The following is a 24859-nucleotide window of genomic DNA, read 5'->3' on the forward strand; positions in this document are numbered from 1 at the left end:
TTCCCCTCCTATTTTTCATCCTTTACCATCTTAATTGCTTCAAATGCACAAGCCTCTGCACATATTCCACACCCTTTGCAGTGATCATAGTCAAAATCCAATCTCTTACCTTCCTTAACAGGTATAGAACTGTCTGGACAGACTGGTGCACATAATAGACACTGCTTACACTTTTCTTGTATAAATACAGGCTTATCTACCCTCCAGCTTCCAGTAATAAATTCTTTTGAATTACCACTTAAATATATACTTCCCCCTGCAGTCATTTCTCTCCATTTAGTTGTCTCATTTATCTTTGTTTTACCCATTACTTCCTTACCTCCTTCAAAGACCTTTCTAGAGCCTTCATATTACCTTCTATTACCTCAGATTTTGAGGAAAATTTATGTTTGAAGGAAGCTCTCATTTGTTCAATAAATGTATTCTCATCCATTACTTCACTTACCTTAACTACTGCCGCAAGCATAGGAGTATTAGGAAAATACTTACCTAAACAGGCCTCTGATATTTCTCTAGCATTAATTATGTACACGTTACCAGAATATCCCTTAAGGTGTTTTTTTACTTCTTCCTGACTCTTTTCCGTGTTTATTATAATTGCACCCTCTTTTTTAAGCCCCTTTGTAACGTCAACTACGTCCAAAAGAGTATCATCTACCACAACAACATAATCAGGTTCATAAATATTGGAATGTACAAGTATTTTTTCTCCACTAATCCTGTTGTATGCAGTTATTGGAGCTCCCATCCTTTCTGGTCCATACTCTGGAAAACCTTGTACATATTTTCCTATGCTAAATGCAACATCTGCCAACAGTAGAGAAGCTGTTTTAGCACCTTGTCCTCCTCGACCATGCCATCTTATTTCTGTTAGTTGTGTCATGTTCTATACCTCCATTATTTATAATATAATTAAAAAATCTCCCGTCCTTATAAATATAATTTTATTATATTTATAAGGACGGGAGATACGCTTCCGTGGTACCACCTTATTTACAATTAGATATACAAATTGTCACTCATTATCAGGTCGACTTTAAACAAATTAAATTCATCTTCATAGTGAACCCTAACCATGTATCGCTGGTAAACGTCCTCATTTACTTGGCAAAACCTTTCAACTTGGAGGCTCCAGAGTGATCATTATATATCCATATCAATGCCAATTTACACCTAACATTAGCTCTCTGTAATTAATATATTGAATATTTTTATCTCTGTCACAGCCTTTGCTTTATTAAATTATTAAAGTTTTTATTAAGTATATTATTTTTTAGTCAAATTGTCAATATGTTTTCTACAGATTATAAGTTGTATTATCAAAGCTATAGTTCCTGTAATAAATATAATTATAGACAAAATCTTAGGTGCAGTAAAAACCAGTGTATATATTTACATAGCAGCTTTAAAAATATTCATTATATCCACAAAAGTTCCTCTTCTTGGATTTGTAATAGAGCAGATATCTTTTTCAGCATTTTTTGAAAGTAACTCTAAATCATTTTCATCAACTCCAATAGAACTGAGATGAATTGGAAGTCCAATATCCTTACAGAGATTTTGAATGCCATGCTTAATTTTATTTACAGCATCTTGTTTATCAGTTGCTTTCATCCCCATAGTTTCACTGATTTTAAGAATTCTTTCCTCTGGTATTGATAGCGAATTAAACTCCAATACATGAGGCAGTAGAGCTGCATTACAAGCTCCATGCATTTCCTCATAAAGTGCACCTATTTGATGGGACATAGAGTGAACATATCCTAGTCCTGCATTGTTAAGAACCATTCCACCCATAACGCCGGCAAACATCATCTTTTCTCTGGCCTCCATGTCATTTCCATTTTTATATGCTCTTCTTAGATACCCAAAAACTAACTTTAAAGCATTAATTGCCAAGGTATCTGTAATGGGTGAAGCTTCTATAGCAACAAATCCTTCTATAGAATGAGTCAAAACATCAATACCCGAATTAGCAGTTATCTTTGGCGGCATGGTTTCCATGAATCTAAGATCATTTACAGATATTATAGGCATCATTTTTGGATCTGCAATAATCATTTTTACTCCTCTACTATCATCTCTCATAATTGTAATATTAGTTACTTCAGATCCTGAACCAGAGGTGGTATTTATTGATATGACTGGTAAACTGGGTTTTGTCATTTTTTCATATCCTTCATAATCTTCTATATCTCCACCATTAGTTGCTACAATAGCTATACCTTTTGCACAATCATGGTTAGTTCCACCGCCAACAGATATTATAAAGTGATAGTCCTTTTTCAATATATTTAGTCTTTTTTTAAAGTATGTAAGAGCATCTTCCACAAATGAAATTGTACAATCTGGATGTAAGATTCCATCAAATATATCATAAGAAATAAACAAATCTTTTAATATTTCTTCAACTATTTCAACATGACCAAGCCTTATTATATTTTTATCTGTAACAATCAGAGCTTTACTTAATTTATATGGAAGTAGTTTTGTATATAAATTCTTAATAGCTCCCATGCCAATAAGATTTACTACAGGCAAACGAAAATCATGAGTATTCTCCAATATAATCCCTCCAAATCTTAAGTATATATTAATCTTATCTTTTCTGTTTTACAGGCTGGTTATGCATAAAATATGAGTTATATACCTGGGAAAAATAAAATATTCTCGACAGTTAGTTACTTTGACCAACAGTGTGGACGAGATATCATATCTAATAAAACAAAATCTAATAAGTTTTCCATTTACCTTAGTTTCAATATTTTATCTCCAATATATACAAGCTTATCTATAGCTTACTACCTCAACACCTTTATTTTTAACTATTTTGTATAATTCTATTAAATATTCCTGTGATGGGGTCTTAAACTCTCTTGATGGTTTTTTTAAACCAAGAGCCTCATATTTACTATTGCCAAATGAGTGATATGGTAATAACTCTAGTTTTGGTTTATCTATATTATCTTTAACAAATTTAGCGGTTTTTCTAATATTATCTATACCTGAATTTACTCCATCAATTACTGGTATGCGAACTACCACAGGTACTTTCAATTCTTTAAGCCTTGATATGTTCTCTAATATTCTTTCATTGCCAACTCCTGTATAAAATTTATGTTTACCATCATCCATATGCTTTATATCTATAAATATTAAATTTAATTTTTCCAATATATCCTTCACCTTATCGAATTGAAAGTGCCCAGAAGTCTCAATAGCCAAATCTATGGCTTTATCATAAAGTTTATTTACAAGCTCTCTCAGTATATCTGTTTGCAGTGTCGCTTCTCCTCCAGAAAAAGTAACACCGCCGCCTGAATATCTATAGAATATTCTTTGTTTTTCTATTATTTTTAATATTTGTTCACTATTATAGTGATAAATCAAATTTTTTCTGCTGTTAGTTGTACATACCTCTGTGCAAAGTCCACAGGATTTGCATTTTTCTCGTTCAAGTCTCTGGTTTAAATTTATACCTACTCCATATGGACATACTTGAACACACCTTCCACATCCTATGCATGTCTTTTCATAATATGCAATCTTGTTAGAATTTGTACAGCTTTCTGGATTGGAACACCATTGGCATTTAAGGGAACAGCCAGCAAAAAAAATAATTGTTCTGATTCCATCTCCATCATTAACAGAAAAATTCTGCGGCTCCATAAAGTACCCACTTATGCTATTCATATAAATTCCTCCCTGCTCAAAATGAAACATTAAAACAGAAACACAATTTAATTAAACCATGTCTTTATTCCAATTTTAATAATTCTCATGAGCCGTTCTTGCAATGATTGCATCTTGCATTGCCCTTGATAAATTAACAAATTGTGTACTGTATCCTGCAACCCTGACCAACAAATCTTTATAGTTTTCAGGATTATTTTGAGCTTTACGCAGTGTTTCAGTAGATATCGTATTAAATTGAACATGGAATGCTCCCAGAGAAAAGAAGGATTGAATCATTGCTCCTAAGTTACTCTGTCCTCTTTTAGTACTTACTAAATCTTCATTCAATCTTAAATTTAACAGTGTTCCGCCAGAATGTACATCCTGATTAATTTTGGCTGCTGAACGCATGGCTGCTAGTGGTGTTGAGGTATCAGAACCTGCAAATGGTGATACACCTTCAGATAATGGTTCTCTAGCTTTTCTACCACAGCTCGTTGCTCCGATAACTTTTCCTGCAGGCAGATAGTTAGAAATTCCCATAAAGGCAGTGATGAAATTATTACCATTTATGTCCTTATATCTGTGCCCCTCTTTGTAATAATGATTTGCCATCTTGATGGCAATATCATCTACATAGTCTATATCATTACCATACTTTGGTACGGCAATAGCTAATTGTCTTAACTCTTCGTAGCCTTCCCAATTTGCATCAAGTACCTTTATCAAATTTTCCATTGTGGTGACTTTATCTTCAAAAACAAGTTTCTTGATTACTGCAAGAGAGTTAGATGTAACTGCAAGCCCTATTCCTGTAAGCACAGGTCCTATGTTGTATTTTGCCCCAGTATCAACTAAATCCCTGCCTTTTATCATACACTCTTCTATACAGGAAGATAAAAATGGTCTTGGAACCATTTCCTTATGAAGTTTCTGTGCTAATAAAGTGGCTATAATTGAGTGTTCAATTAAATTATCAAATTGCTTGTAAAAGGCTTTTTCAACTTCCTCATAAGACTTAAAATTCATTGGATTTTTCTCGTCCAAACCTATTTTCTCACCAGTGATCCTACTTTTACCTCTATTTAGTGCAAACTCCAAAGCTGCAGTAAAATTAATATTTACTGCTGAAGTCCATTCACCAGTTTTACGGAAATGTGGTACTACACAGCCACAGTTATTCCAATCTCTAGCATCTTCTGGTTCATAGCCTGCATTTATAAGCATTTGATAACCTGCAGCGTCATTATGGATTGCAGGAAACCCAGTACCTTTACTCACTAAATAGGTAACCGCATCTAAAAAGCTGCCAGGACAATCCTGATGAATTCTAACACTTAGACCTGGTTGGTGAGTTTTCACTCTTTCAGTGGCTTTCAAACACATATATGAAAGATCATTTGTAGCATCTTTTCCCTCTCTTGTTTTACCGCCGACTGTAAGATTTTGAAATTGATTATATCCTGCAAAGAATTCAGCAGTATTTGCAGAAATTGTCCAGACCCATTCAGATAACTTTATCCAGAGTAATTCAATAAGCTCTTGTATTTGATCCTTTGTCATGATTCCTTTATCCATATCAGATTTATAATATGGATACATAAACTGGTCGAATCTCCCTATGTTAAGTGCCAGTGGATTTTCAGATATTATTCCACCAACTTGTGTAAACCAAACAAATTGAATAGCTTCATAAAAAGTACTAGGGGCTTTCTCAGGTATGCTGCTGCATATTTCAGCAATTTTTAAAAGTTCTCCTTTTCTCACACCATCATTTTCTGCATCAGCCATCTCTCTGGCTTTTTCAGAATATCTATTTGCAAGTGTGATAATTCCCTGGGAGGTAATTATTATGGAATTATAAAAATCTTTCTTTTTCATGTCTTCTGCTGAGGTAAGAAAAAGCTTTGAAATATTCTCTTTTGCCTGTCTGATGATACCGCCAAAACCTTTTTTGAATAAAACATCTTGATAATCAGGTGTTATTTCACCAACAGCCTGCCTCCATTTCGAATCATTATCGACAAAGCCAGTATCTACTGCAACCTTTGTGGTTTCTTTAGGTAATTGTGCTAGAAATGCTTCTTCTAAAGATTTTCCTTTCCAATATGGAAATATATTTTTTCTCACAAATGCCCTTTGTTCATCCGTCATAACATATGGATCCTGCACTCTTTTATCAAAATTGTCCATTTCCCTATCTACCCAGTTCCAGGAGAACTCTGGAGTCAAGATACCACATTTTCTGAATTCTCCAATGGCACCAACAATAAGTTCTCCATCAAAAATAGTAACATCAATTTGCTGACAAGTGTCTCTAAATGCCTTGGCTCTTCTTATAGGAATTGATTCACCTTCTGTTTTTTTATGGGACTCTGTCCAAATTCTTGCCCTTTGGTATGAAATTACCGGTTTTGCATTTATATAATTCTGTCTTAAAGATTCAATTCTCTCTGTAATCATATTTTTTATCTCCTTCCATCCTTGTATTTATTTTATCACATATTCTATATGTTATAACGTATAAAATTTCTAAAATAAATCCAGAATACATTTTTAGTAATACTCTGGGTTTATTTCAATACTTAACTATATTTTGAAATACAGCTTCAATATCATATGGGTTACTATAGCTGTGCTCTCTGTTTGCCTTAAATTTTAATGCTGAAGGAGCAGTAAGTTCAAAAGTTTGCTCTTCTACAGTTATCACTACAGTGCCTTTTGTTACTACAACATATTCTTCCGCTGAATTTTGATGCGGTGTAGAAATATGTTTAGCACCGGGAAGCAGTTTAATATAAAAATATTCAAATCCTGATATTGGATTAAAAGGGAATACATCATATAATATCATTTTCCCATCTGATTCATATACAGGTTTTATACTATCTATTGATATTGCTTCAAAATTATTGGTTTCACTTCCTAGTATTTCAGAAAATGAAATCTTGAGTCCTGTAGAAATCTTCCATAATATTGATATTGTAGGATTTGATTCGCCTCTTTCGATTTGGCCAAGCATTGCCTTACTTACTTCGGTGAGTTTAGATGCCTCCTCTAAAGTCAATCTCCTTTCAAATCTCACTCTTTTTAAAACAGAGCCTATATTAGATGTTGGATCATTCAATTTACATCAGCCTTTCTTAAAGTTGTCACTTAAAAATATTACCTAAATAATTACTTGTCAATATCAATAAAAAGATTAGCAATACTTTTATTACACATTATAATGCATAAATTCCAAGTGTAAAAGTAAAAGTAGTACTCTCATTCTCTACACTTTCAGCATAAATCCTACCACCCAAACTATCTATAATAGCCTTTGCAATGGACAGCCCTAATCCATAGCCGCCATTTTCATGAGTTCTGGATGGATCCACTCTGTAAAACCTGTCAAATAGCTTGGGAAGATCTTGTTTGGATATTCCCTTTCCACTGTTTTTAATAGAAAATACAATATAACGTTTTGTTTTTTTCAATGATATATTAATATATCCTTTTTCATCTGTATATTTTATGGCATTGTCAAGCAAAATCATAACAACTTGTTTAATTTGTTCCGGATCACCTTTTACCATTATGTCCTGTTCTACTTTGTGAGAAAACTTAATATCTTTTTCAAAAGCAATGGCTTCCATTGACAGCACTACATTGTTTACAATACTGCTTATATCTAAAGATGAATAAATTCTGCGTACACTTGTATTCTCAGTTTTAGCCAAATACAGAAGATCATTTATCAGTTTTGTCATTCTGCAAATTTCCGCTTTTATATAATGAAGCCATTTTTTCTGACTTTTGATTGTTTCTTCTTGAACTGCAAGAAGTGCATCTGAATTTGCATTTATAATGGCAAGGGGAGTTTTAAGCTCGTGAGAAGCATCTGCCACAAGCTGCTTTTGCTTTTCCCATACTTCTGCAATAGGTTTAATGGCACGATTAGCAAAATAAAGACTAATGACAAATATAACAATGAGCATAACAATACCTACAACAATGAAAGTGGCTAGCAGTTCTCCTAGTGTCTTATGTGTATCCGTAACATCCAAAAATTTAATATCATATCCCTTGTCTGTGGTATTTACTGATTGCTGGCCATTTTGAAAAATTATATGATTTTCAACAATAGGAGATAGGGTATACTCCCACAGTTTACCATCAAGGTTTATTGTGGAATTGTTTTTTTTATTGCTCCAGGCAAGTTCAGCTGCTTTATGATAGTTTTCATCAGACATATCAATATAGGAATCAATATCTGATACCTTTCCATCTGAATCTACTCTTATAGAGAAAGAAAGAGAATAATCAGAAGGAATATTGCGAATTACATGTAATCCAGCAGAAACACTGCCATTAGTTTTTGGTGGGTTACTATTACTTTCAAGCTTGATAACAGGTAATGAAAGAAGCTTATTCTGATTTTCCATTTGCATATCGTTATAAGTTATTGTATAAATAACAGCAAACGCCGTAATCATCATCACCGAAATAATTGACATGTTGAGAATTAGAAACTTATTGCGCAGCCTTTTAAACATATTATTTGCCATCCTTTTCTATACCTATAACATATCCTGCTCCACGTACCGTTTGGATAAAAACATTAGACTTGATATTTCTTAACTTTTTTCGTAAAAAAGATACATAAACTTCTACATTATTATATTCTACGTCAGTTTCGTAACCCCAGAGCTTTTCAACAATAACATTTTTTGAAATTATAATACCTTTTCCTTTGATTAGCAGTTCTAACAATTGACATTCTTTTAAAGTCAATTTAAATTCCTGCTTCCTGCAGCTTAGTCTCAAATTAAGAGGGTCTAATTTCATATCCCCATATTTTAAAATGCCCTCATTTACCAATTCACTTTTCCTACGCCCTAAAGCCCGCAAACGAGCTAATAATTCTTCCGCCTCAAAGGGTTTTGCCAAATAATCGTCCGCACCGCTATCTAATCCTCTTACTTTATCCTCTGTTTCTCCTTTTGCTGTCAATAAAATTACAGGGGTTTCAATACCATTTCGACGTAATTCTTTAAGTAAGCTTATGCCATCCATTTTAGGAAGCATGATGTCTAGAATTATTATATCATAAATACCTGAAAGCCCACAGTCCAATCCACTCTCACCATTATACTCCAAATCAACACTATAGTGATTTCTTTTAAGAATTTGAGCCACTGCTTCTGCCATATATTTTTCATCTTCCACCATTAAAATTCTCATTTTCATATCTCCTCATCCATAAGTTTAAGCTACTAGAAACAGGATGCATTCAAAACAAGGAGCTGCTATGAAGCTCCTTATTTTGAATTACTTCATAATGGTGTTTTTATCCAGGTAAGTCTGTAATCTCACACTTACTAGTTTTCATAACTATTAATTAGCATCAGTTGCACTTTGTGTTTTTACCACTTTGATTTTCTTACCATCTTCACTTACAGTTACACCTTTAGGAACCTCTTTACTCCAAGTTTTACCACCATCCGTAGAGTAACTCCTAACACCGTTTTCTACTTTTACCGCTAAACTCTCTCCATTAATACCTCCAAGTGAAAGATCTTCTAAGTTACCACCTGTACCGTCTTTAGCTTCATTAATGTTCACACCCTCAGGAGCTTTTCCACTCCATGTCTTACCACCATCTGTAGAATAGCTTTTAATACCATTTACCACTTTGCAAAGCAGAGAGTTTGTGGAATTTGATGCCAATACCGTTCCAGTTCCTATTGTAGCAGCAAATGCTGCACAAAGAAGAGCAGCACCCATTTTCTTTTTTATTGTATTCAAAATTAATGATAACCTACTTTTCATATTTTTAATACCTCCAGAATAACTTTTCTTGTAAGCAGCTGCCTTACAATTTTCATTATAATTGCCCTACCTTGAATGAATCTTAAAAAGAAAAACTTTTAGAATTTTATTATCTAACTTTTTAAATTCTAGCCATCAACCATTTTCTTTATATTCAAGCAAATCTCCTGGCTGACAATTAAATTCTTTATAGATTTATTGCAATACATTTTATCTCAATTTTGCCCTGTCATTTTTATTTAAAATAGTGTACAGTATTTATATGGAATTAAAAATTTTACATATAATTTAAATTTTATATTATTACTTTCAATATTAATTATACAAGATAGGTGGATGATATTATGAATAAGATTAAAAATCTTTCAATACGTGTTCGTATTATGCTTCTAGTTTTTTTTGCAATGCTTGTATCAAATATATCTATAGCAGTTACTTTATCCTACAATATATACAATGATTTTTTTCAAATAGTCACTGGAGGGATTATTCTCAAAGCCATACTATTTTTTATAATTTTTGAGGTAATTGCAGCTTCACTGTCAGAATTTGTTATTGTAAAACCTTTAAAAAAAGGCATTATACTTGCAGATTCTATTGCAGATAACGATCTTTCTGTTGACATTGAAACCATTCAACACGGAGAAGCAGGACAGATGATAGAGTCCCTTTTAAAAGCAAAGAATAATTTAAAAAATTTAATATCAGAAATACAGAAATCCTCTAAAAAAGTAACTTTCTCATCTGAAAACTTGAATAATGTAATTGTACAGGCTAGTACTCAGGTAAACGAAATTAATGAAGGAATTAAAGAACTTATATCCGATTTTCACCGAAATGTTGAAAATATACAACAAACTTCAATTTCATTATCTGATATAACTGACAATTCACAAAATACGGCTGAACTTGCTTCTAAAATTTTAGAATATACAAAATCAGTAAAGTATGCTGCTGAAAATGGTAAAGTTTCTGTTGATTCTATTGTAGGAGCTATAAATGATCTTGCCTCAAACTCAAAAGATGTAAGTGATGAGGTACTTGAGCTTGAAAAGCAGAGTAATAAAATTGATGAAATTGTTGTTATTATTTCTGGAATTTCAGAACAGACAAATCTTCTTGCCTTAAATGCTGCTATTGAAGCTGCTAGAGCCGGTGAGGCAGGAAGGGGCTTCTCTGTAGTAGCTGAGGAAATAAGAAAACTTGCAGAAGACACCAATAGTTCACTTCAAGATATCGGTAACCTTGTTAAAGATATGAATGCAAAAACTAGAAATGTAGTATCTGCTGTTATGACAACAGAAGAAAAAGTGGAACTTGGGGTTTCTAAATCTAACCAGGTAAAGACAAGCATAGATGAAATTATTGGCAGTATTGAAAATACCTTTAGCATGTTAAATACCATAACTGAGGGAGTTACAACTCAGGCAGCTGCTCTTGAAGAAATGAGTGCAACTATAGATAATATGAATTCTACTGTTGAATCAGGAATTGATGTTTCAAATGACATTAAGGAAAAACTGAATATACAAGAGACTTTATTTAATAAAATTGACAGTACTTCTGGCGAATTAGTAATTTTATCTGAAGACATGAATAATCTTACAAATACATTTAAATTATAATTCTAAGCCTACTCTTATTTTCTATCTTTAAATTTTATAACATAAATAAGATATGTACATATGATATTAAGGTAGATATTTTTAGGAGGAGTATATTTGAAGTTTTATTATCCATATTTAGGTTATAAAGAACAATGTAAAAGAATACCCATTGCATTTCCCCCTCAGCATCAGCCTGTTCAACCAGGCATGGAATATTTAATGCTTCCAAGGCCTATATTTGATAATCCAGATTATATAGGAAGCTGCAAACTAGAAAAAGGTTGCCCTAATTACAGGGGGTGACAGCGGTATAGGAAGAGCTGTATCCTTAGCCTTTGCAAAGGAAGGGGCAGATGTTGCCATTGCATATTTTAACGAACATAGAGATGCAAGAGAAACAAAAGAATTAATAGAGGATCAGGGCAGAAAATGCATTTTGCTCCCTGGTGACTTGAGAAAAGAATCTTTCTGTAAAAAAATAGTTGAAGAGACCATTTCCACCTTTGGATGTTTGGATGTGCTAGTTAATAATGCCGCTGTACAATTTCCGCAAAATAGACTGGAAGATATTAGCACAGAACAATTGGAAGACACATTTCGTACAAATATATTTCCATTATTTCATGTTACTAAAGCTGCTTTAGCCTATTTGAAAAAAGGAGCCGTGATCATAAACACAACTTCTATTACGGCCTATCAGGGGAGTAAACTTCTTATTGATTATTCATCTACCAAAGGTGCCATTGTAAGTTTCACCCGTTCATTATCTCTTTCACTGGTATCAAAAGGAATAAGAGTTAACGGAGTGGCTCCAGGTCCTATCTGGACTCCACTTCAGCCTTCAAGTTATCCAGCTGAGTATATTACAACTTTCGGTACGGATACTCCTATGAAGAGAGCGGGACAGCCTGTTGAGCTTGCCCCTATATATGTTTATCTGGCATCAGAAGATTCCACTTATGTTACTGGTCAAATAATTCATGTAAATGGCGGAGATTTTATAGGATCTTAAATTTATAATGGAGAAGGTATGTGAAAATTTTTTACATGGAAATTCTTCTTTAAAATTTTATTGTAAAATATTATAAAATAATTTTATAAATCATACCCATGTAGAATATATATATAATAGTTTTAAATTAATTCTCTAAAGAGAGGAGATGATAATTTGACTAAAGAAGAAATTGCTCTGCAATTGGCCGTAGCAGCCCTGGGCCATTTTAATCTCTTAGAAGAAACAAGTACTAAAACAGACATAAAATTTGATATAGATAAACAACTAACCAAACGACTGGGCAAGCATGTGGCTAATTTATACAATACAATCCTTGATAACATAAATGTCAAATAAAACAAAGTACCTAAGATTTATATAAATTAAATCTGGGTACTTTTTTATAGACAAACTCCGTCAAACTTAAAAATAACTTGATAAATATTGAAAAGTACACACTTATATAGTAACTTAATAGTATATGTCTTTATAGAAGGAGGGACATGAATGCTCGCAATAAAAAATATAAGTAAAGAATTTAAAGATATAAAAGCTGTAGACAATCTATCTTTCCATGTAAGTGAAGGAGAAATAGTAGGCCTTCTAGGTGAGAACGGTGCCGGAAAAACCACTACTTTAAGAATGATTTCCACCATGTTAAAACCTACCAAGGGAACCATAGAAGTTAACGGATACGATGTAATTAGAGAACCTTCAAAAGTGAGAGGAGAAATAGGTATTTTATTTGGAGGTGATGTTGGACTTTATGATAGATTATCAGCTAGAGAGAACATTGAATACTTTGGACGCCTTTATGGAATGACTCAGGAAAAAATAAATAAAAAAATGGAAGAACTCATAAAAGATCTTGGAATGGAAGAATACATAGACAGAAAAGCAGGCAAATTCTCAAGGGGAATGAAACAGAAAGTATCCATAGCAAGGTCTATAATACATTCTCCAAAAGTAATGTTGTTTGATGAGCCAAGTACTGGACTGGATGTTTCCGCAACAAGAATAATACATGAATTTATTTTGAAATGTAAAAATGAGAATAAAATAATTCTTTTATCTTCTCACTCCATGACAGAAGTAGAAAAACTCTGTGATAGAATTATAATAATCCAAAAAGGAAGACTTATAGAAGAGGGAACCATAGAACAATTAAAGAAAAAATATGATAATTACAACCTTGAAGAAGTATTTATAAAATTAATAGGAGGTAATGTCCATGAATAACTTTTGGATAATTTTCAAGAAAGAACTTATGGATATTTTCAGGGATAAAAAAACTCTTATATTCACTATACTATTGCCTATTATAATGTATCCTGCCATGTTTAAGATAATAGATTTTACTATGAAGGACACTACAAAATCCATTGAAAAAAACATAACTATTGCCTATAAAGGCAATGAAAGTTCTTCAGTATACACTATGTTAAAAAATCTAAATAACATAACTATAGATAATACAGGCAATGCAAATGAAAAACTGAAAAAGGGGAAAATATCCCTTATAATTGAAGCTCCTGAAGACTTTGACTTTAAAGTTTCCAATAAAACTGAGGCCACTGTCAAAATAATATATGACAAAGACTCCAGTAAATCCTCCCTGGCATCTTCACTTATAAAAGACACTTTAGATAATTATAATAAATCTATTGTATATGGAAGATTGAATGAAGAAGGAATTAATACCGATATATTAACTCCTTTTCAAGTAAAAGAGGAAACTTTAGATAATCAAAATGATAATACCATAGCCTTTGGAATTTTAAGTGTGCTACCTACTATATTAATTATTTTTATGATAAGCCCTACTATAGGAATAGCTGCTGATCTTGTGGCAGGTGAAAAAGAAAGAAATACCTTTGAAGCACTTTTATCCACATCTGTGAAAAGAATGTCTATATTTTGGGGAAAACTTATGGCAATTTCATCTGTGGCACTTATTACATTAATAGTTACATTAGCTTCCATGATAGCCTCCATGCTCTACATATTTTCCTCAGAAGGAAAATTAAGTATTCCCATAGGTGCTTTTATTGTTATAGGCATAGTATCTCTGTTTGTATTAATAGCACTAAGCTCTATAGAAATATCCATAAGTATGTTTGCCCGTTCCATGAAAGAGGCAAATACCTATCTTGGTGGATTTATAATTCCTGTAATGATTTTGACTTACATACCTTTTATGATGGATTCAAAAAATATAGGTTTTCTATTTTTTAATATCCCCATAGTAAATGCAGTGGTAGTTATGAAAGAAGCTATTGCAGGAGTATTTAACCCTACTCATATTACAGTAGTTTTATTATGGCATATTGTATATGTAATAGCTACCGTATTTTTGGCAAAATTTATGTTTTCCAAAGAAGAGGTTGTATTTAGATCTTAACAATTGATTATTATCTTCAATTATAAAAGGGAGAATTAAAATCTTTTTCTCCCTTTTGATGACTTTATGCCCATTTCCTCTCTATATTTAGCTACAGTTCTTCTTGAAATATTCATACCTTCCTCGTTAATTAAATCACATATTTTTTGGTCCGATAGTGGCTTTTTTCTATCCTCATTATCTATCATTTTTTTTATGCTATTTTTAATAATTAAACTTGATACATTCTCTTCACTAAAACTTGCAGCCATACCTGTAGTAAATAAATCTTTTATTTTTACAATCCCCCTGTTTATGTGTATATATTTATCTCTTATAGCCCTGCTTACAGTGGATTCATGCATATCCATACTACTTGCTATCTCTTTTAATGTCATGGGCTTTAAATAGCTTTCCCCATAGTCAAAATAATCTTTTTGAATTTCCACTATCTTCTCCAAAACCCTATAAATGGTACTTTTTCTATGTTGTATGCTTTTTATCAAAAATAGTGCACTGTTTAATTTTTCTTTTACATAACTTACTGCATCTTTATCAGTATCATTATTTATTATGTCTTTATATATTGCATTTATAGTAAGTCTTGGCGTTAAATCATCATTCATAATTATAAAATATTCACTATCTATTTTTTTTATATATGCATCTGGTGATATATACCTTACACTTTCTCCTGTATAAAATCCCCGGGAAGGTTTAGGGGAAAGTGTCTTTATTAAATCTCCATATTCCTGAGCCTGCTTCACATCTATATTTAACTCTTTTGCTATAACATTATATTTATTTTCCGCTATAAATTCCAAATATTTATCAATCATTATAAATATATTTTCCTCATCCATGTCTTTTTGCTTTATCTGTATTTTTAAGCATTCCGCTAAATTTCTTGCTCCTATTCCATGAGGCTCTAAAGAATGAATCAAATCTACACAATATGCTGCCAGTTCTTTTGAAATTTTCAATTCTTCTTCTATTTCCTCGTTTTCCAGTATTAAATACCCTCTATCATCTATATTTTCTATAATATATAAACATATTGTCTTTATACACTGGTTTTCATCAAGATCCCTTATTTGATCTTTCAAATACTCTTTTAAAGACTTTTCTTCAGAAATAAAATTAAAGGGAGATACTTCCTCGTCAGGGTTTCTATCATAACTATGATGGCTATAGTTGTCAAAATCTAAATTTTTTATAATTTCTTTATACTCAAGTTTATCCTTCTCTACTTTATCCACATTGGATTCTTTAATATCAAGCACAGGATTTTCCTGAAGTTCTTTTTCCACATATTCCTGAAGTTCGAAGCTTGACATTTGGAGCAACTTTATGGACAATTGCATTTCCTGGGTCATGGCCAATCTTTGTTCCTGAGTTAAATTAAGAGCAAAATCCATTTTCACCTTTATACACACCTCCCATCTAAGATTATTATCAAGTGATTCTTATGTTCATCGCATAAGAATCATTTTCTACCACTATTATTATATCATGAAGTCACAAAATTGATGAAAACTTTTTCAAATACTATGTCAGAAATATTATCCTTATATGTTATATTAGGTGTTTCTTAGTAATAGAACGGTATTATTTAGATAAAAAAGAGGACATTTCACAATATGGAAATGCCCTCTTAAGATGGGATATTTAATGATTGTAGGTTACATATTAATATAACTTTTTATATGTGTTTACTATGTCTTCTCTTGAAAAAGGTTCATAATTGTTTACCAACAGTCTCTGCTGTCCTTCTATTACTGAATCAGCAAAAGTTTCAATTTCTTCCTCTTTCATTCCATATTCTCTTAATGGTTTTCTTGACAATAATTTATCTAAAAGTTGTGATAAACTGTCATAAGCTTCACTTTCATCACATTTTAGTATGCCTGCTAATAGTTTATTTACATCTTTAATCTTGCCATTTGGATTTTTCTCATAATAAGTTTTAAATATTTCTGTAAAAAACAGATAATTTGCTTCTCCATGAGGCACATGATAATTTCCGCCTATTGGATATGAGAGTGCGTGAACCGCTCCCACTCCTGCATTTCCAAAAGCTATACCTGCATAATTGCTGCCTATAACAAAATCCTCAATTATTTCAACTCTGTAATCATTTCCTTTCTCTACCATTTGCATGTATCCATTTAAAATTAACTCCATAGCTTTTACACTAAACATATCAGTATAAGGATTTGCATTTGGAGATACATAAGCTTCTGTTGCATGTATTAAGGCATCTACGGAGCTGGTTACAAAAAACTTATATGGAAGTCCTTTTATAAATTCTGGTACAAGTACTGCATAAGTTGCATATAATTCGTCTGAAGCAATTCCTTTTTTAGTATGTCTTCTCTTTAATTCTGCAACTGATACATTTGTAACTTCTGAACCTGTTCCACATGTAGTTGGAACTATAATTAATTCTTTGTTTTTTACAAGAGGTACTTTTCCCTCAAACAAATCCAATGAATCATCAGTATACTTAAGACTGAGGATTTTGGCTATATCTATTACAGATCCTCCCCCTACAGCAATAATTCTATTATATTGTTTATCTCCAATATCCTTAATTATATTGTTTATCATTTCATCAGAAGGTTCACCGAGTCCATATTTCTCCTGAAATACAGCATCTGCACCATCATTGAATTTCTCAAGGAAAGGTTTATATAAAAATTCATTAGTAAGTATAAAGTCACCTTTTCCAACCTTAAAGTATTTCATAAACTCCTCTGCAGTATCAAATTTATAAACATCAGGTGCCAATTTTAATAACTTCATATTTTTTCCTCCTTATATACTTTTTAATAACAGGACTTATCCCCATATTTCCTCATAGCTAGGAACTTTTGCTTCTTTATTGAAATACCCTATTCTTGAAACATTTATAAGATGCTCGTAAGTAAGATTTTCTGAAATACTGTTTCTGCCCCATGATCCGCAGCCTAGTGTAGTAGTAGGGTTAAATCCATTATTGAAACTTCCTCCAGCAGTAGTTGCAGGCTGATTTACAACTAATCTGCTTATAGGTAATACAGTTCCTGCATATCTTATGTTCTCGTCATTGTCAGAATGTATGCCTGCTGTATGACCAGCTCCTTCATACATATAATTAGCCATAGCTATTTCAACTGCTTCTTCAAAAGTATCATATTTCAATGCTACTAAAACTGGACACATTTTTTCTTTACAAAGTACATCTTTTTCTCCTGCACCTTTACCCTTAAGTACTATAACCTTAGTACCTTCTGGTACTTTTACTCCTGCAAGATCCGCAATAATTTGGACGGATTTACCTATAATCTTGCTGTTTATTTTTCCATCTTTAAATAAAGTTGATCTAAACTTTTCTACTGTTTCCTCATCTTCTACATAGAATGCCCCATTTTCTACAAAAGCTGCTATTACCTTATCATAATCTTCAGCAGGAGCTATAACTGATTGCTCTGAAGAACATATAATTCCATTGTCATATTTTCTTCCTGTTATTATATCCTGTGCAGCTTTGTTATAATCGTATCCCTTATCAACTATTACCTGTGAATTTCCAGGTCCAACGCCATAAGCTGGTCTTCCACTGGAGTAAGCAGCTTTAACTCTTCCAGCACCGCCTGTAGCAATAACTACATCAGCACTTTCCATAAGTTCCTTAGCAGCTTCTCTTGATGGTGCTTCTACTATCTGTATGATATTTTCTGGTGCTCCCAATTTTTTAAGCTCAGCATTCATAAGTTCTACAGTATGAGCTGAAACTTTCTTTGCTTTAGGATGTGGTGCTACTATTATTGTATTTCTGCCCTTTATAGCAGCCATTGCATTACACATAGGAGTTACCACTGGATTAGTTATAGGCGTAGTAGCTGCCACAACTCCCTTTGGCTTAGCAACATAAACAAGTGCCCTTTCAGGTTCTTCTTTTATTATGCCTACAGTTTTCTTGTCTTTTATATGATTCCAAATAGCTCCTGATTTCAAATGACATTTAGCTACTTTATCTTCATAAACACCCATTTCTGTTTCTTCAACTGCTTCTTTTGCAAACATTTCTGCATTATCATAAACCACTTTTCCTAGTGCTTTTACTAGTACATCAACTTGTTCTTGACTATAGGCTTCCAATTTTTTTTGTGCCACCTTTGCCTTTTCAATTAATTCTTTTATAGATACTTCATTACTCATATTTTTCCTCCTAAATAAATGTTTTATATATTTAAAATTTTTGTATTATACTTGTTGATATTTATTTCATACTACCAGTTTTTATAAATTTTGTATGCCAGGAAAGAGCTTTTTCAAGATTATGTGGTGTATTTCCACCTGATGACTTACAAGCCTCTTCAAAATATTCCATAAGCATATCCTTGTAATCAGGATGAACACAATTTTCTATTATAGCCACGGCCTTTTCCCTAGGAGAAAGACCTCTTAAATCTGCTACTCCCTGTTCTGTAACAATTACCATTACATCATGTTCTGTATGATCCACATGGGATACCATAGGAACTATAGATGATATATCTCCTTTTTTGGCGATAGACTCTGTAGTGAATATAGTCAAATATGCATTTCTGGCAAAGTCTCCAGAACCGCCTATACCATTCATCATTTTGCTTCCCATAACATGAGTGGAGTTTACATTACCATATATATCTACTTCCAAAGCAGTGTTTATGGATATAACTCCTATTCTTCTTGCTATCTCTGGATTATTACTTATTTCCTGTGGTCTTAATACTATCTTTTCTCTAAAGAAATTTATGTCCTTTATGAACTCAGGCAACATCTCCGGTGAAGGACTTATGGAAGTGCCTGACACCACATCTGCTTTACCACATTTTATAAGCTTCAGCATAGAATCCTGTATAACTTCTGTATAACAACTCAAATTTTTAAAATTTGATTCACAAAGTCCGGCCAAAACTGCATTTGCTACACTTCCAACTCCTGACTGTATAGGAAGCAGGTTCTTAGGTAATTTTCCCTCTTCAACCTCTTTATTTAAAAATCCTATAAGATTATCGGATATAGCCTGAGATACAGGAGACACTTCTGTAAGAGGTCTTGTTTTATCCTGGGTATTTGTCATCACTATAGCGCATATTTTTTCAGAACCACAGGTCACATATGTGGTCCCTATCCTATTGCCTGCATTAACTATAGGTATGGGCTCTCTTCTTGGAGGGTTTTTTAATGTATATATATCTGCCATACCTTCCAATTCAAGCGGTTGAGCCTCATTAATTTCCACTATTACCTTATCTGCATTTTCCACAAAAGTAGCTGTATTTCCAATTCCTGTTGAAGGAATAATATCCCCTTCTTCTGTAATAGCTACTGCCTCTATTATAGCTATATCTACTTTAGGAATTACAGAATAATTAATATATTGAGCCATATGGCTTAAATGCATATCAGCATACTTAATAGAACCATCATTTATTTTTTTCCTCATATCAGAATTTGTCTGATATGGAATTCTTCTTTCTATTATTCCTGCTTTTGCCCATTCTCCGTCTATATCGGCTCCTGTAGATGAACCTGTATAAAGTGTTACCTTGAATTCTTCCTCTAAGGCATTAACTTTTTTAGTCAATGCTTTAGGTACTTCTTTAGGATACCCGGAAGGAGTAAATCCGCTAATTGCAACAATCATACCGTTTTCTATCATATCAGCTGCCACATCTGCTGTTACAACTTTTTCCTGAAGCTTCAAGTTTCTAATTCGTTTTTCTGTAACCTCAGCTGCCTTTTCAACAACCTTATCTGTTTTTTCAACTTTCTCTTCAATCTTTTCTGCCACATTACTAGCCTTTACATTCTTTTTTTTCAATTGTGAATTCTTTATCCCTTTACTCATTTAATCGCCTCACAAATAGTTAAAATATTATTAATTTACAAACTTCCTATTAATTAACTCTCTGCACTACTAGTATTAGCAACTTTTTTTAAATCATTTGCCTTTTTATTACTAGAATAATTTATAATAGAACCTATAATTATAAACACAATACCTATAACTACATTTACCTCTATACTTTCACCTAAAATTAAAATTGCAAGTACTGTAGCTAGTGCAGGTTTTATAAGAAAAACTGTAGATGCAGTTACAGCGGAAGTCTCTTTTATGGCACCAAGATAACATATATAACCAACAGCTTTTATAAAAATACCCATGTATAAAAGCACTAGAATATTATTTAAAGTAATTCCACTGAATATTGGTCTGCCAGTAACTACTAAGAGAATTAAAAGTGCTATTACCCCGAAGAAGAAAGAGATGCAATTAAAAACATATCCTCCATAAATCTCAATTCTCTTTTTACTTATTACTGTGTATAAAGACCAAACTACAGCTGCTACAAGTGCGAAACATATTCCTATTAAATCCCTGCTTCCTCCAATACCTTCCATAACCTTTGCAGGATTAAATATTATAACTACACCAATCAATGAAACAATAATAGAAACTATGGTAATCCCTTTTATCTTTTCTTTTAATATGAAATATGCAAAAGGTATGGTAAATACAGCATTAGTACAGAATAATACCGCCGCAGTAGATGCCTTAGTATAAGTAACTGCAAACTGGAGCATAGACATAGAAATTGATACTGCCAGTATTCCACAAAGAGCAAGATACCCTAAATCATTACCAGTAAGTTTAAGCTTTTTGACTTTTATATCTTTCACAGCCATAGGAAGCAGTATTATCGCACCTATTAAAAATACAATCATCATAACTTGAAATGGATCCATAGCACCCTTTTGAGCTAACATTTTTCCTGAAATCTCCTGAGTGCTATAAAATATTGCCGTCAATAAAATAAATATATACCCTTTTTTCAATTTACATTCCTCCCCTATAAATTAAGCCTCATTTTGTTAAATTTAATACAATATCTCGTTAAATTAACTACAATTGAATTCTTATTTTTAGTTACACCTTCATATAAAGTGTAACTAAAAATCATAAATAAATTCTAAAATCTCTTTTTAAATTCATTCATTAATGATTCTCTGAATTTTGGATGAGCGATATTTATTAGAGCTCTTGCCCTATTTCTTAAAGTTTTGCCCTTAAGATGAGCAACACCATATTCAGTAACTACATAATCTACTTCATTTCTAGAAGTTGTAACTGCAGCACCAGTATCTAGAAGTGGAGTTATTCTTGAAACTTTTCCTTTTCCAGCTGTGGAAGGTATAGCTATAATAGCCTTTCCACCCTTTGATAGATTAGCTCCTCTAATAAAATCTACCTGGCCTCCCACTCCACTTATCTGTTTCAATCCTATACTTTCAGAACATACTTGTCCCATTAAGTCTACTTGAACACAAGAATTTATTGAAACCATATTGTCATTTTTCATAATTACCAGTGGATTATTTACATAATCTACAGAATAAGTTTCTACCATTGGATTATTGTTTACAAAATCATATAATTTTTTTGTTCCCATTAAAAATGTTACAACTATTTTGCCTGGATGGAGGGTCTTTTTCTTGTTATTGATAACCCCTGCCTTCACCAGTTCCATCACACCATCTGATATCATCTCAGAATGTATTCCTAAATTCTTTTTGTTCTTTAAGAATAAAAGTACCGCATCTGGTATAGCACCTATTCCAAGCTGAAGAGTAGCTCCATCTTCAATTAAAGATGCACAGTTTTCTCCTATGGCTTTTTCTACATCTCCCAATTTAGGAGGCTGCAATTCTAACAATGGGTGTGAAGCTTCCACTATATAATCAATATCTGATACATGTATAAAAGAATCTCCAAGAGTTCTTGGCATGTTTTTATTCACTTCTGCAATTACAAGCTTAGCACTTTCTGCTGCTGGCTTGGTATAGTCATTGGAAACTCCAAAACTGCAGTAGCCATATTTATCTGGCTCACTTACCTGAATAAGTGCTACATCTACAGGCAAACGTTTTTCTTTAAACAAACTTGGCACTTCATAGAAAAAACAAGGTGTATAATCTGCTCTTCCTGAATTTACTGCATCTCTAGTACATCCGCCTACAAATAAAGCATTATGTCTAAAATGTCTTTGCATACCCTCTTTTGTATATTCACCTTTGCCCATAGCTACCATGTGAACTATTTCTAGTCCTATATAATTATCCTTATTTTTAACTAGTGCATTTACTAAATCTACGGGTTCTCCTACTGCATGTGCAAAAACTACCCTGCTATGGTTTTCTATTTTTGAAACAGCTTTTTCTGCAGTTACCAGTTTCTCTTTATATATCTCTTCCCACTCCATAAAAGTTATCTCCTCCCTATCCTGTCTTGTTAAATACTTATTCAATATACTTTTTACCACACTAAAATCTTCTTCGGATTTTACCAATATTTTTTCAAGCTTAAACTTAAGCTTACTATGATCAACGCAGCAGCTAGTACATCCACATAAAACTATAACTATATCATAAGTTTTATCTGGAGCCACTGTTTCAAAATTATACTTAAATTGTTGTTGTAAATTATATAGAAATTGTTTTCTATCATATTTAGGATTACATCCTCCGCAATATTTAATTCCTACATACAAAATATACTCACCTTACCTATGATGCTTACTTAATATTTTTCTTGCCATATTCAAAGTATCTTCATCTATATAGTCTATAACCTCTACTGATTTTATTTCAGGAATTTCGTTTTTTATGGAACCTTCCACTATATCCTGTACTGTATACTTAGCTGAAATACAGCCGCTGCATTGACCTAAAAGCTTTACTTTAACTACTCCATCTTTTACTCCAACAACCTCAATGTCTCCATTATGGCTGTTCAAATAGGGTCTTACCTTTTCATCAATTACTTTTAATATTTTTTCCTTCATAGAATACAGCACCTCATCTCTAGGGAAAAGGTGAGAAAACACCTTTTCCTTAATCTTCTATTCTAGCTATCTTCTTTGCAAGTTTCTTCTTATGTGCTAGGTTTCCCTGTCTTGATATCATTATTCTCTGTGCTTGAGGTGAACCTGCTCCATGCATGGATTCAGTTCTATATCCTACTGCAGCCGTTCCAAGACATATATTTTCTAATAATCTTAATATCTTCATTCTGTCTTCAACAGGTACGGATGCAACTCCCACCAAGTACTTCTCTACATATTTTCCAACCTCTGGACTCTTATAATCCTTTTCAGAAGGCATAGTAACCATTAATCCTCCTGCTATATCTTCTGCTAATCTCACAATTTCATAAGGGAATCTTGTTATATTTTGCTTACATACATTTGCAAGAAGCAAGTCTATTTGGTAATTTCCAGCTTTTGTTGCATGTCCTTCTGCTGAGCACGCAATTCCGCAAGCGTAAAGAGTTTCATTTAAATGCATCATTTCTATTAATTTATCCTTTATGTGAGATGCCTTTGCAGCTCCATTATAGTCTGCAGCCACTGCAGCAGCGCCTATCAATACATCTCCCACTCCTACTTTGCATCCACCATAACTTTGTCTATGATATCCTGCAAATCTCTCTACTAACATTCCTGCATATTCAGTTTCACCATTTAAGAATATCCTGTCATTTGGAACAAATACATCGTCAAATACTACTAATGCTTCTACTCCGCCAAATTCTTTATTACCAACATCTATGTCCGCATCTTTTTCCATTTTTCTAGTATCACAGGACTGTCTTCCAATTATCATAGTTATTCCTTCTGCATCTGTAGGAACAGAAAAAGCTATTGCATAATCTTTATCATCCGGTCTCATAGCAATAGTTGGCATAACCAATACTTCATGAGAATTACATATACCTGTCTGGTGAGCCTTTGCTCCTCTTACAACTACACCGTCTTCTCTTCTTTCTACAACTCTTAAATATAAATCTGGATCAGCCTGTTTGCTTGGTGACAATCCTCTGTCTCCTTTTGGATCTGTCATAGCTCCATCTACTGTTAAATCGTTCTTTTGAACATAAGTTAAAAATTTCTTGAAATTTTCAAAATAATTTGTATTATATTCCTTATCTATTTCAAAAGTAGTACTGTACACTGCATTAAATGAGTCCATACCAACGCATCTTTGGAAACAGGCTGCAGTTTTTTGTCCGCACAATCTCTGCATTTTAACTTTTTTTACCAAATCTTCACTGCTTTGATGTAAATTTGTAAATCTATTTATTTTTTCACCTGTTATATTTGATGTTGTTGTCATTAAATCCTCATATTCTGCTTCTTGGGCCAAGTCATAAGTCATCTTAACAGAATTTAAAGATGGACGAAGTACAGGGTTATCCACTGGATTATCTATTTTCTCTCCCAGATAATAAACGTTTAATTTTAATTTACGTAAACTTTCTACATATTCTTCCCCAGTCATTAAAGACATGAAAATCAT

General features: G+C 32.7%; 21 protein-coding genes, 1 pseudogene and 1 other annotated feature. Of the genes and pseudogenes, 5 read left to right on the forward strand and 17 right to left on the reverse strand.

What is annotated here, in order from left to right; genetic code table 11:
* Positions 1-8 precede the first annotated feature (8 nt).
* From CKL_RS14595 to CKL_RS14635, 9 genes are all read right to left on the reverse strand, one after another.
* Positions 9-308, reverse strand: coding sequence for a 4Fe-4S binding protein (locus tag CKL_RS14595; protein ID WP_012103341.1), 300 nt, complete (start codon positions 306-308; stop codon positions 9-11).
* Positions 308-883: a 2-oxoacid:acceptor oxidoreductase family protein gene (locus tag CKL_RS14600; RefSeq protein WP_012103342.1), complete on the reverse strand. Its 576-nt coding sequence runs from the start codon at positions 881-883 to the stop codon at positions 308-310. The genes CKL_RS14595 and CKL_RS14600 overlap by 1 nt, the downstream gene beginning before the upstream one ends.
* Positions 884-954: 71 nt before the next feature.
* Positions 955-1233: a binding site (T-box leader), on the reverse strand.
* 159 nt (positions 1234-1392) lie between these two features.
* Complete coding sequence (locus CKL_RS14605) at positions 1393-2565, reverse strand: iron-containing alcohol dehydrogenase (protein WP_012103343.1); 1173 nt, start codon at positions 2563-2565, stop codon at positions 1393-1395.
* Between the two features lie 222 nt (positions 2566-2787).
* Positions 2788-3693, reverse strand: coding sequence for a glycyl-radical enzyme activating protein (locus CKL_RS14610; RefSeq protein WP_012103344.1), 906 nt, complete (start codon positions 3691-3693; stop codon positions 2788-2790).
* A 75-nt stretch (positions 3694-3768) separates the two neighbouring features.
* The gene (locus tag CKL_RS14615) at positions 3769-6138 is read right to left on the reverse strand and encodes a glycyl radical protein (protein WP_012103345.1); all 2370 of its coding nucleotides are present in this window, start codon (positions 6136-6138) and stop codon (positions 3769-3771) included.
* A gap of 115 nt (positions 6139-6253) precedes the next feature.
* On the reverse strand, positions 6254-6802 hold the full coding sequence (locus CKL_RS14620; protein WP_012103346.1) for a helix-turn-helix domain-containing protein: 549 nt from the start codon (positions 6800-6802) through the stop codon (positions 6254-6256).
* Positions 6803-6899: 97 nt separating this feature from the next.
* A complete protein-coding gene (locus CKL_RS14625) occupies positions 6900-8213 on the reverse strand; it encodes a sensor histidine kinase (protein WP_012103347.1) in 1314 nt (437 codons plus the stop codon).
* Position 8214: 1 nt separating this feature from the next.
* Positions 8215-8901, reverse strand: a complete 687-nt coding sequence (locus CKL_RS14630; RefSeq protein WP_012103348.1) for a response regulator transcription factor — start codon at positions 8899-8901, stop codon at positions 8215-8217.
* 153 nt (positions 8902-9054) lie between these two features.
* Entirely contained in the window at positions 9055-9489 is a 435-nt protein-coding gene (locus CKL_RS14635) for a sialidase family protein (protein ID WP_012103349.1), read from the reverse strand.
* Between the two features lie 344 nt (positions 9490-9833).
* Between CKL_RS14635 and CKL_RS14640 the strand changes: the two genes are divergently transcribed.
* The 5 genes and pseudogenes from CKL_RS14640 (at position 9834) to CKL_RS14660 (ending at position 14491) form a co-directional block, all read left to right on the forward strand.
* Positions 9834-11114 (forward strand): methyl-accepting chemotaxis protein, encoded by a 1281-nt coding sequence (locus CKL_RS14640; protein ID WP_012103350.1) that lies wholly within the window; start codon positions 9834-9836, stop codon positions 11112-11114.
* A gap of 96 nt (positions 11115-11210) precedes the next feature.
* Positions 11211-12108: pseudogene (locus CKL_RS14645) on the forward strand (SDR family oxidoreductase).
* Between the two features lie 156 nt (positions 12109-12264).
* Positions 12265-12447, forward strand: coding sequence for a hypothetical protein (locus tag CKL_RS14650; protein WP_012103353.1), 183 nt, complete (start codon positions 12265-12267; stop codon positions 12445-12447).
* Positions 12448-12597: 150 nt separating this feature from the next.
* Positions 12598-13329 carry an ABC transporter ATP-binding protein gene (locus CKL_RS14655; RefSeq protein WP_012103354.1) on the forward strand — a complete coding sequence of 244 codons (732 nt, stop codon included), beginning with the start codon at positions 12598-12600 and terminating at the stop codon, positions 13327-13329.
* Positions 13322-14491, forward strand: a complete 1170-nt coding sequence (locus tag CKL_RS14660; RefSeq protein WP_012103355.1) for an ABC transporter permease — start codon at positions 13322-13324, stop codon at positions 14489-14491. Before CKL_RS14655 ends, CKL_RS14660 begins: the two co-directional genes overlap by 8 nt.
* A 35-nt stretch (positions 14492-14526) precedes the next feature.
* On the opposite strand, the gene rpoN is transcribed toward CKL_RS14660, so the two are convergent.
* From rpoN to CKL_RS14700, 8 genes are all read right to left on the reverse strand, one after another.
* A complete protein-coding gene (gene rpoN / locus CKL_RS14665; RefSeq protein WP_012103356.1) occupies positions 14527-15888 on the reverse strand; it encodes an RNA polymerase factor sigma-54 in 1362 nt (453 codons plus the stop codon).
* A gap of 271 nt (positions 15889-16159) precedes the next feature.
* Positions 16160-17275: a 4-hydroxybutyrate dehydrogenase gene (locus tag CKL_RS14670; RefSeq protein WP_012103357.1), complete on the reverse strand. Its 1116-nt coding sequence runs from the start codon at positions 17273-17275 to the stop codon at positions 16160-16162.
* 36 nt (positions 17276-17311) lie between these two features.
* Entirely contained in the window at positions 17312-18673 is a 1362-nt protein-coding gene (locus CKL_RS14675; protein ID WP_012103358.1) for an aldehyde dehydrogenase family protein, read from the reverse strand.
* Positions 18674-18734: 61 nt separating this feature from the next.
* Positions 18735-20351, reverse strand: a complete 1617-nt coding sequence (locus tag CKL_RS14680; protein ID WP_012103359.1) for an acetyl-CoA hydrolase/transferase family protein — start codon at positions 20349-20351, stop codon at positions 18735-18737.
* Positions 20352-20404: 53 nt separating this feature from the next.
* Positions 20405-21340 (reverse strand): DMT family transporter, encoded by a 936-nt coding sequence (locus CKL_RS14685; protein ID WP_012103360.1) that lies wholly within the window; start codon positions 21338-21340, stop codon positions 20405-20407.
* Positions 21341-21474: 134 nt separating this feature from the next.
* Entirely contained in the window at positions 21475-22764 is a 1290-nt protein-coding gene (locus tag CKL_RS14690; protein ID WP_012103361.1) for an acetyl-CoA hydrolase/transferase family protein, read from the reverse strand.
* 300 nt (positions 22765-23064) lie between these two features.
* Positions 23065-23346, reverse strand: coding sequence for a NifU family protein (locus CKL_RS14695; protein ID WP_172634771.1), 282 nt, complete (start codon positions 23344-23346; stop codon positions 23065-23067).
* A 49-nt stretch (positions 23347-23395) separates the two neighbouring features.
* Complete coding sequence (locus tag CKL_RS14700) at positions 23396-24850, reverse strand: 4-hydroxyphenylacetate 3-hydroxylase family protein (protein ID WP_012103363.1); 1455 nt, start codon at positions 24848-24850, stop codon at positions 23396-23398.
* Positions 24851-24859: the final 9 nt, after the last annotated feature.

Source organism: Clostridium kluyveri DSM 555 (genome assembly GCF_000016505.1).
Classification (GTDB): domain Bacteria; phylum Bacillota; class Clostridia; order Clostridiales; family Clostridiaceae; genus Clostridium_B; species Clostridium_B kluyveri.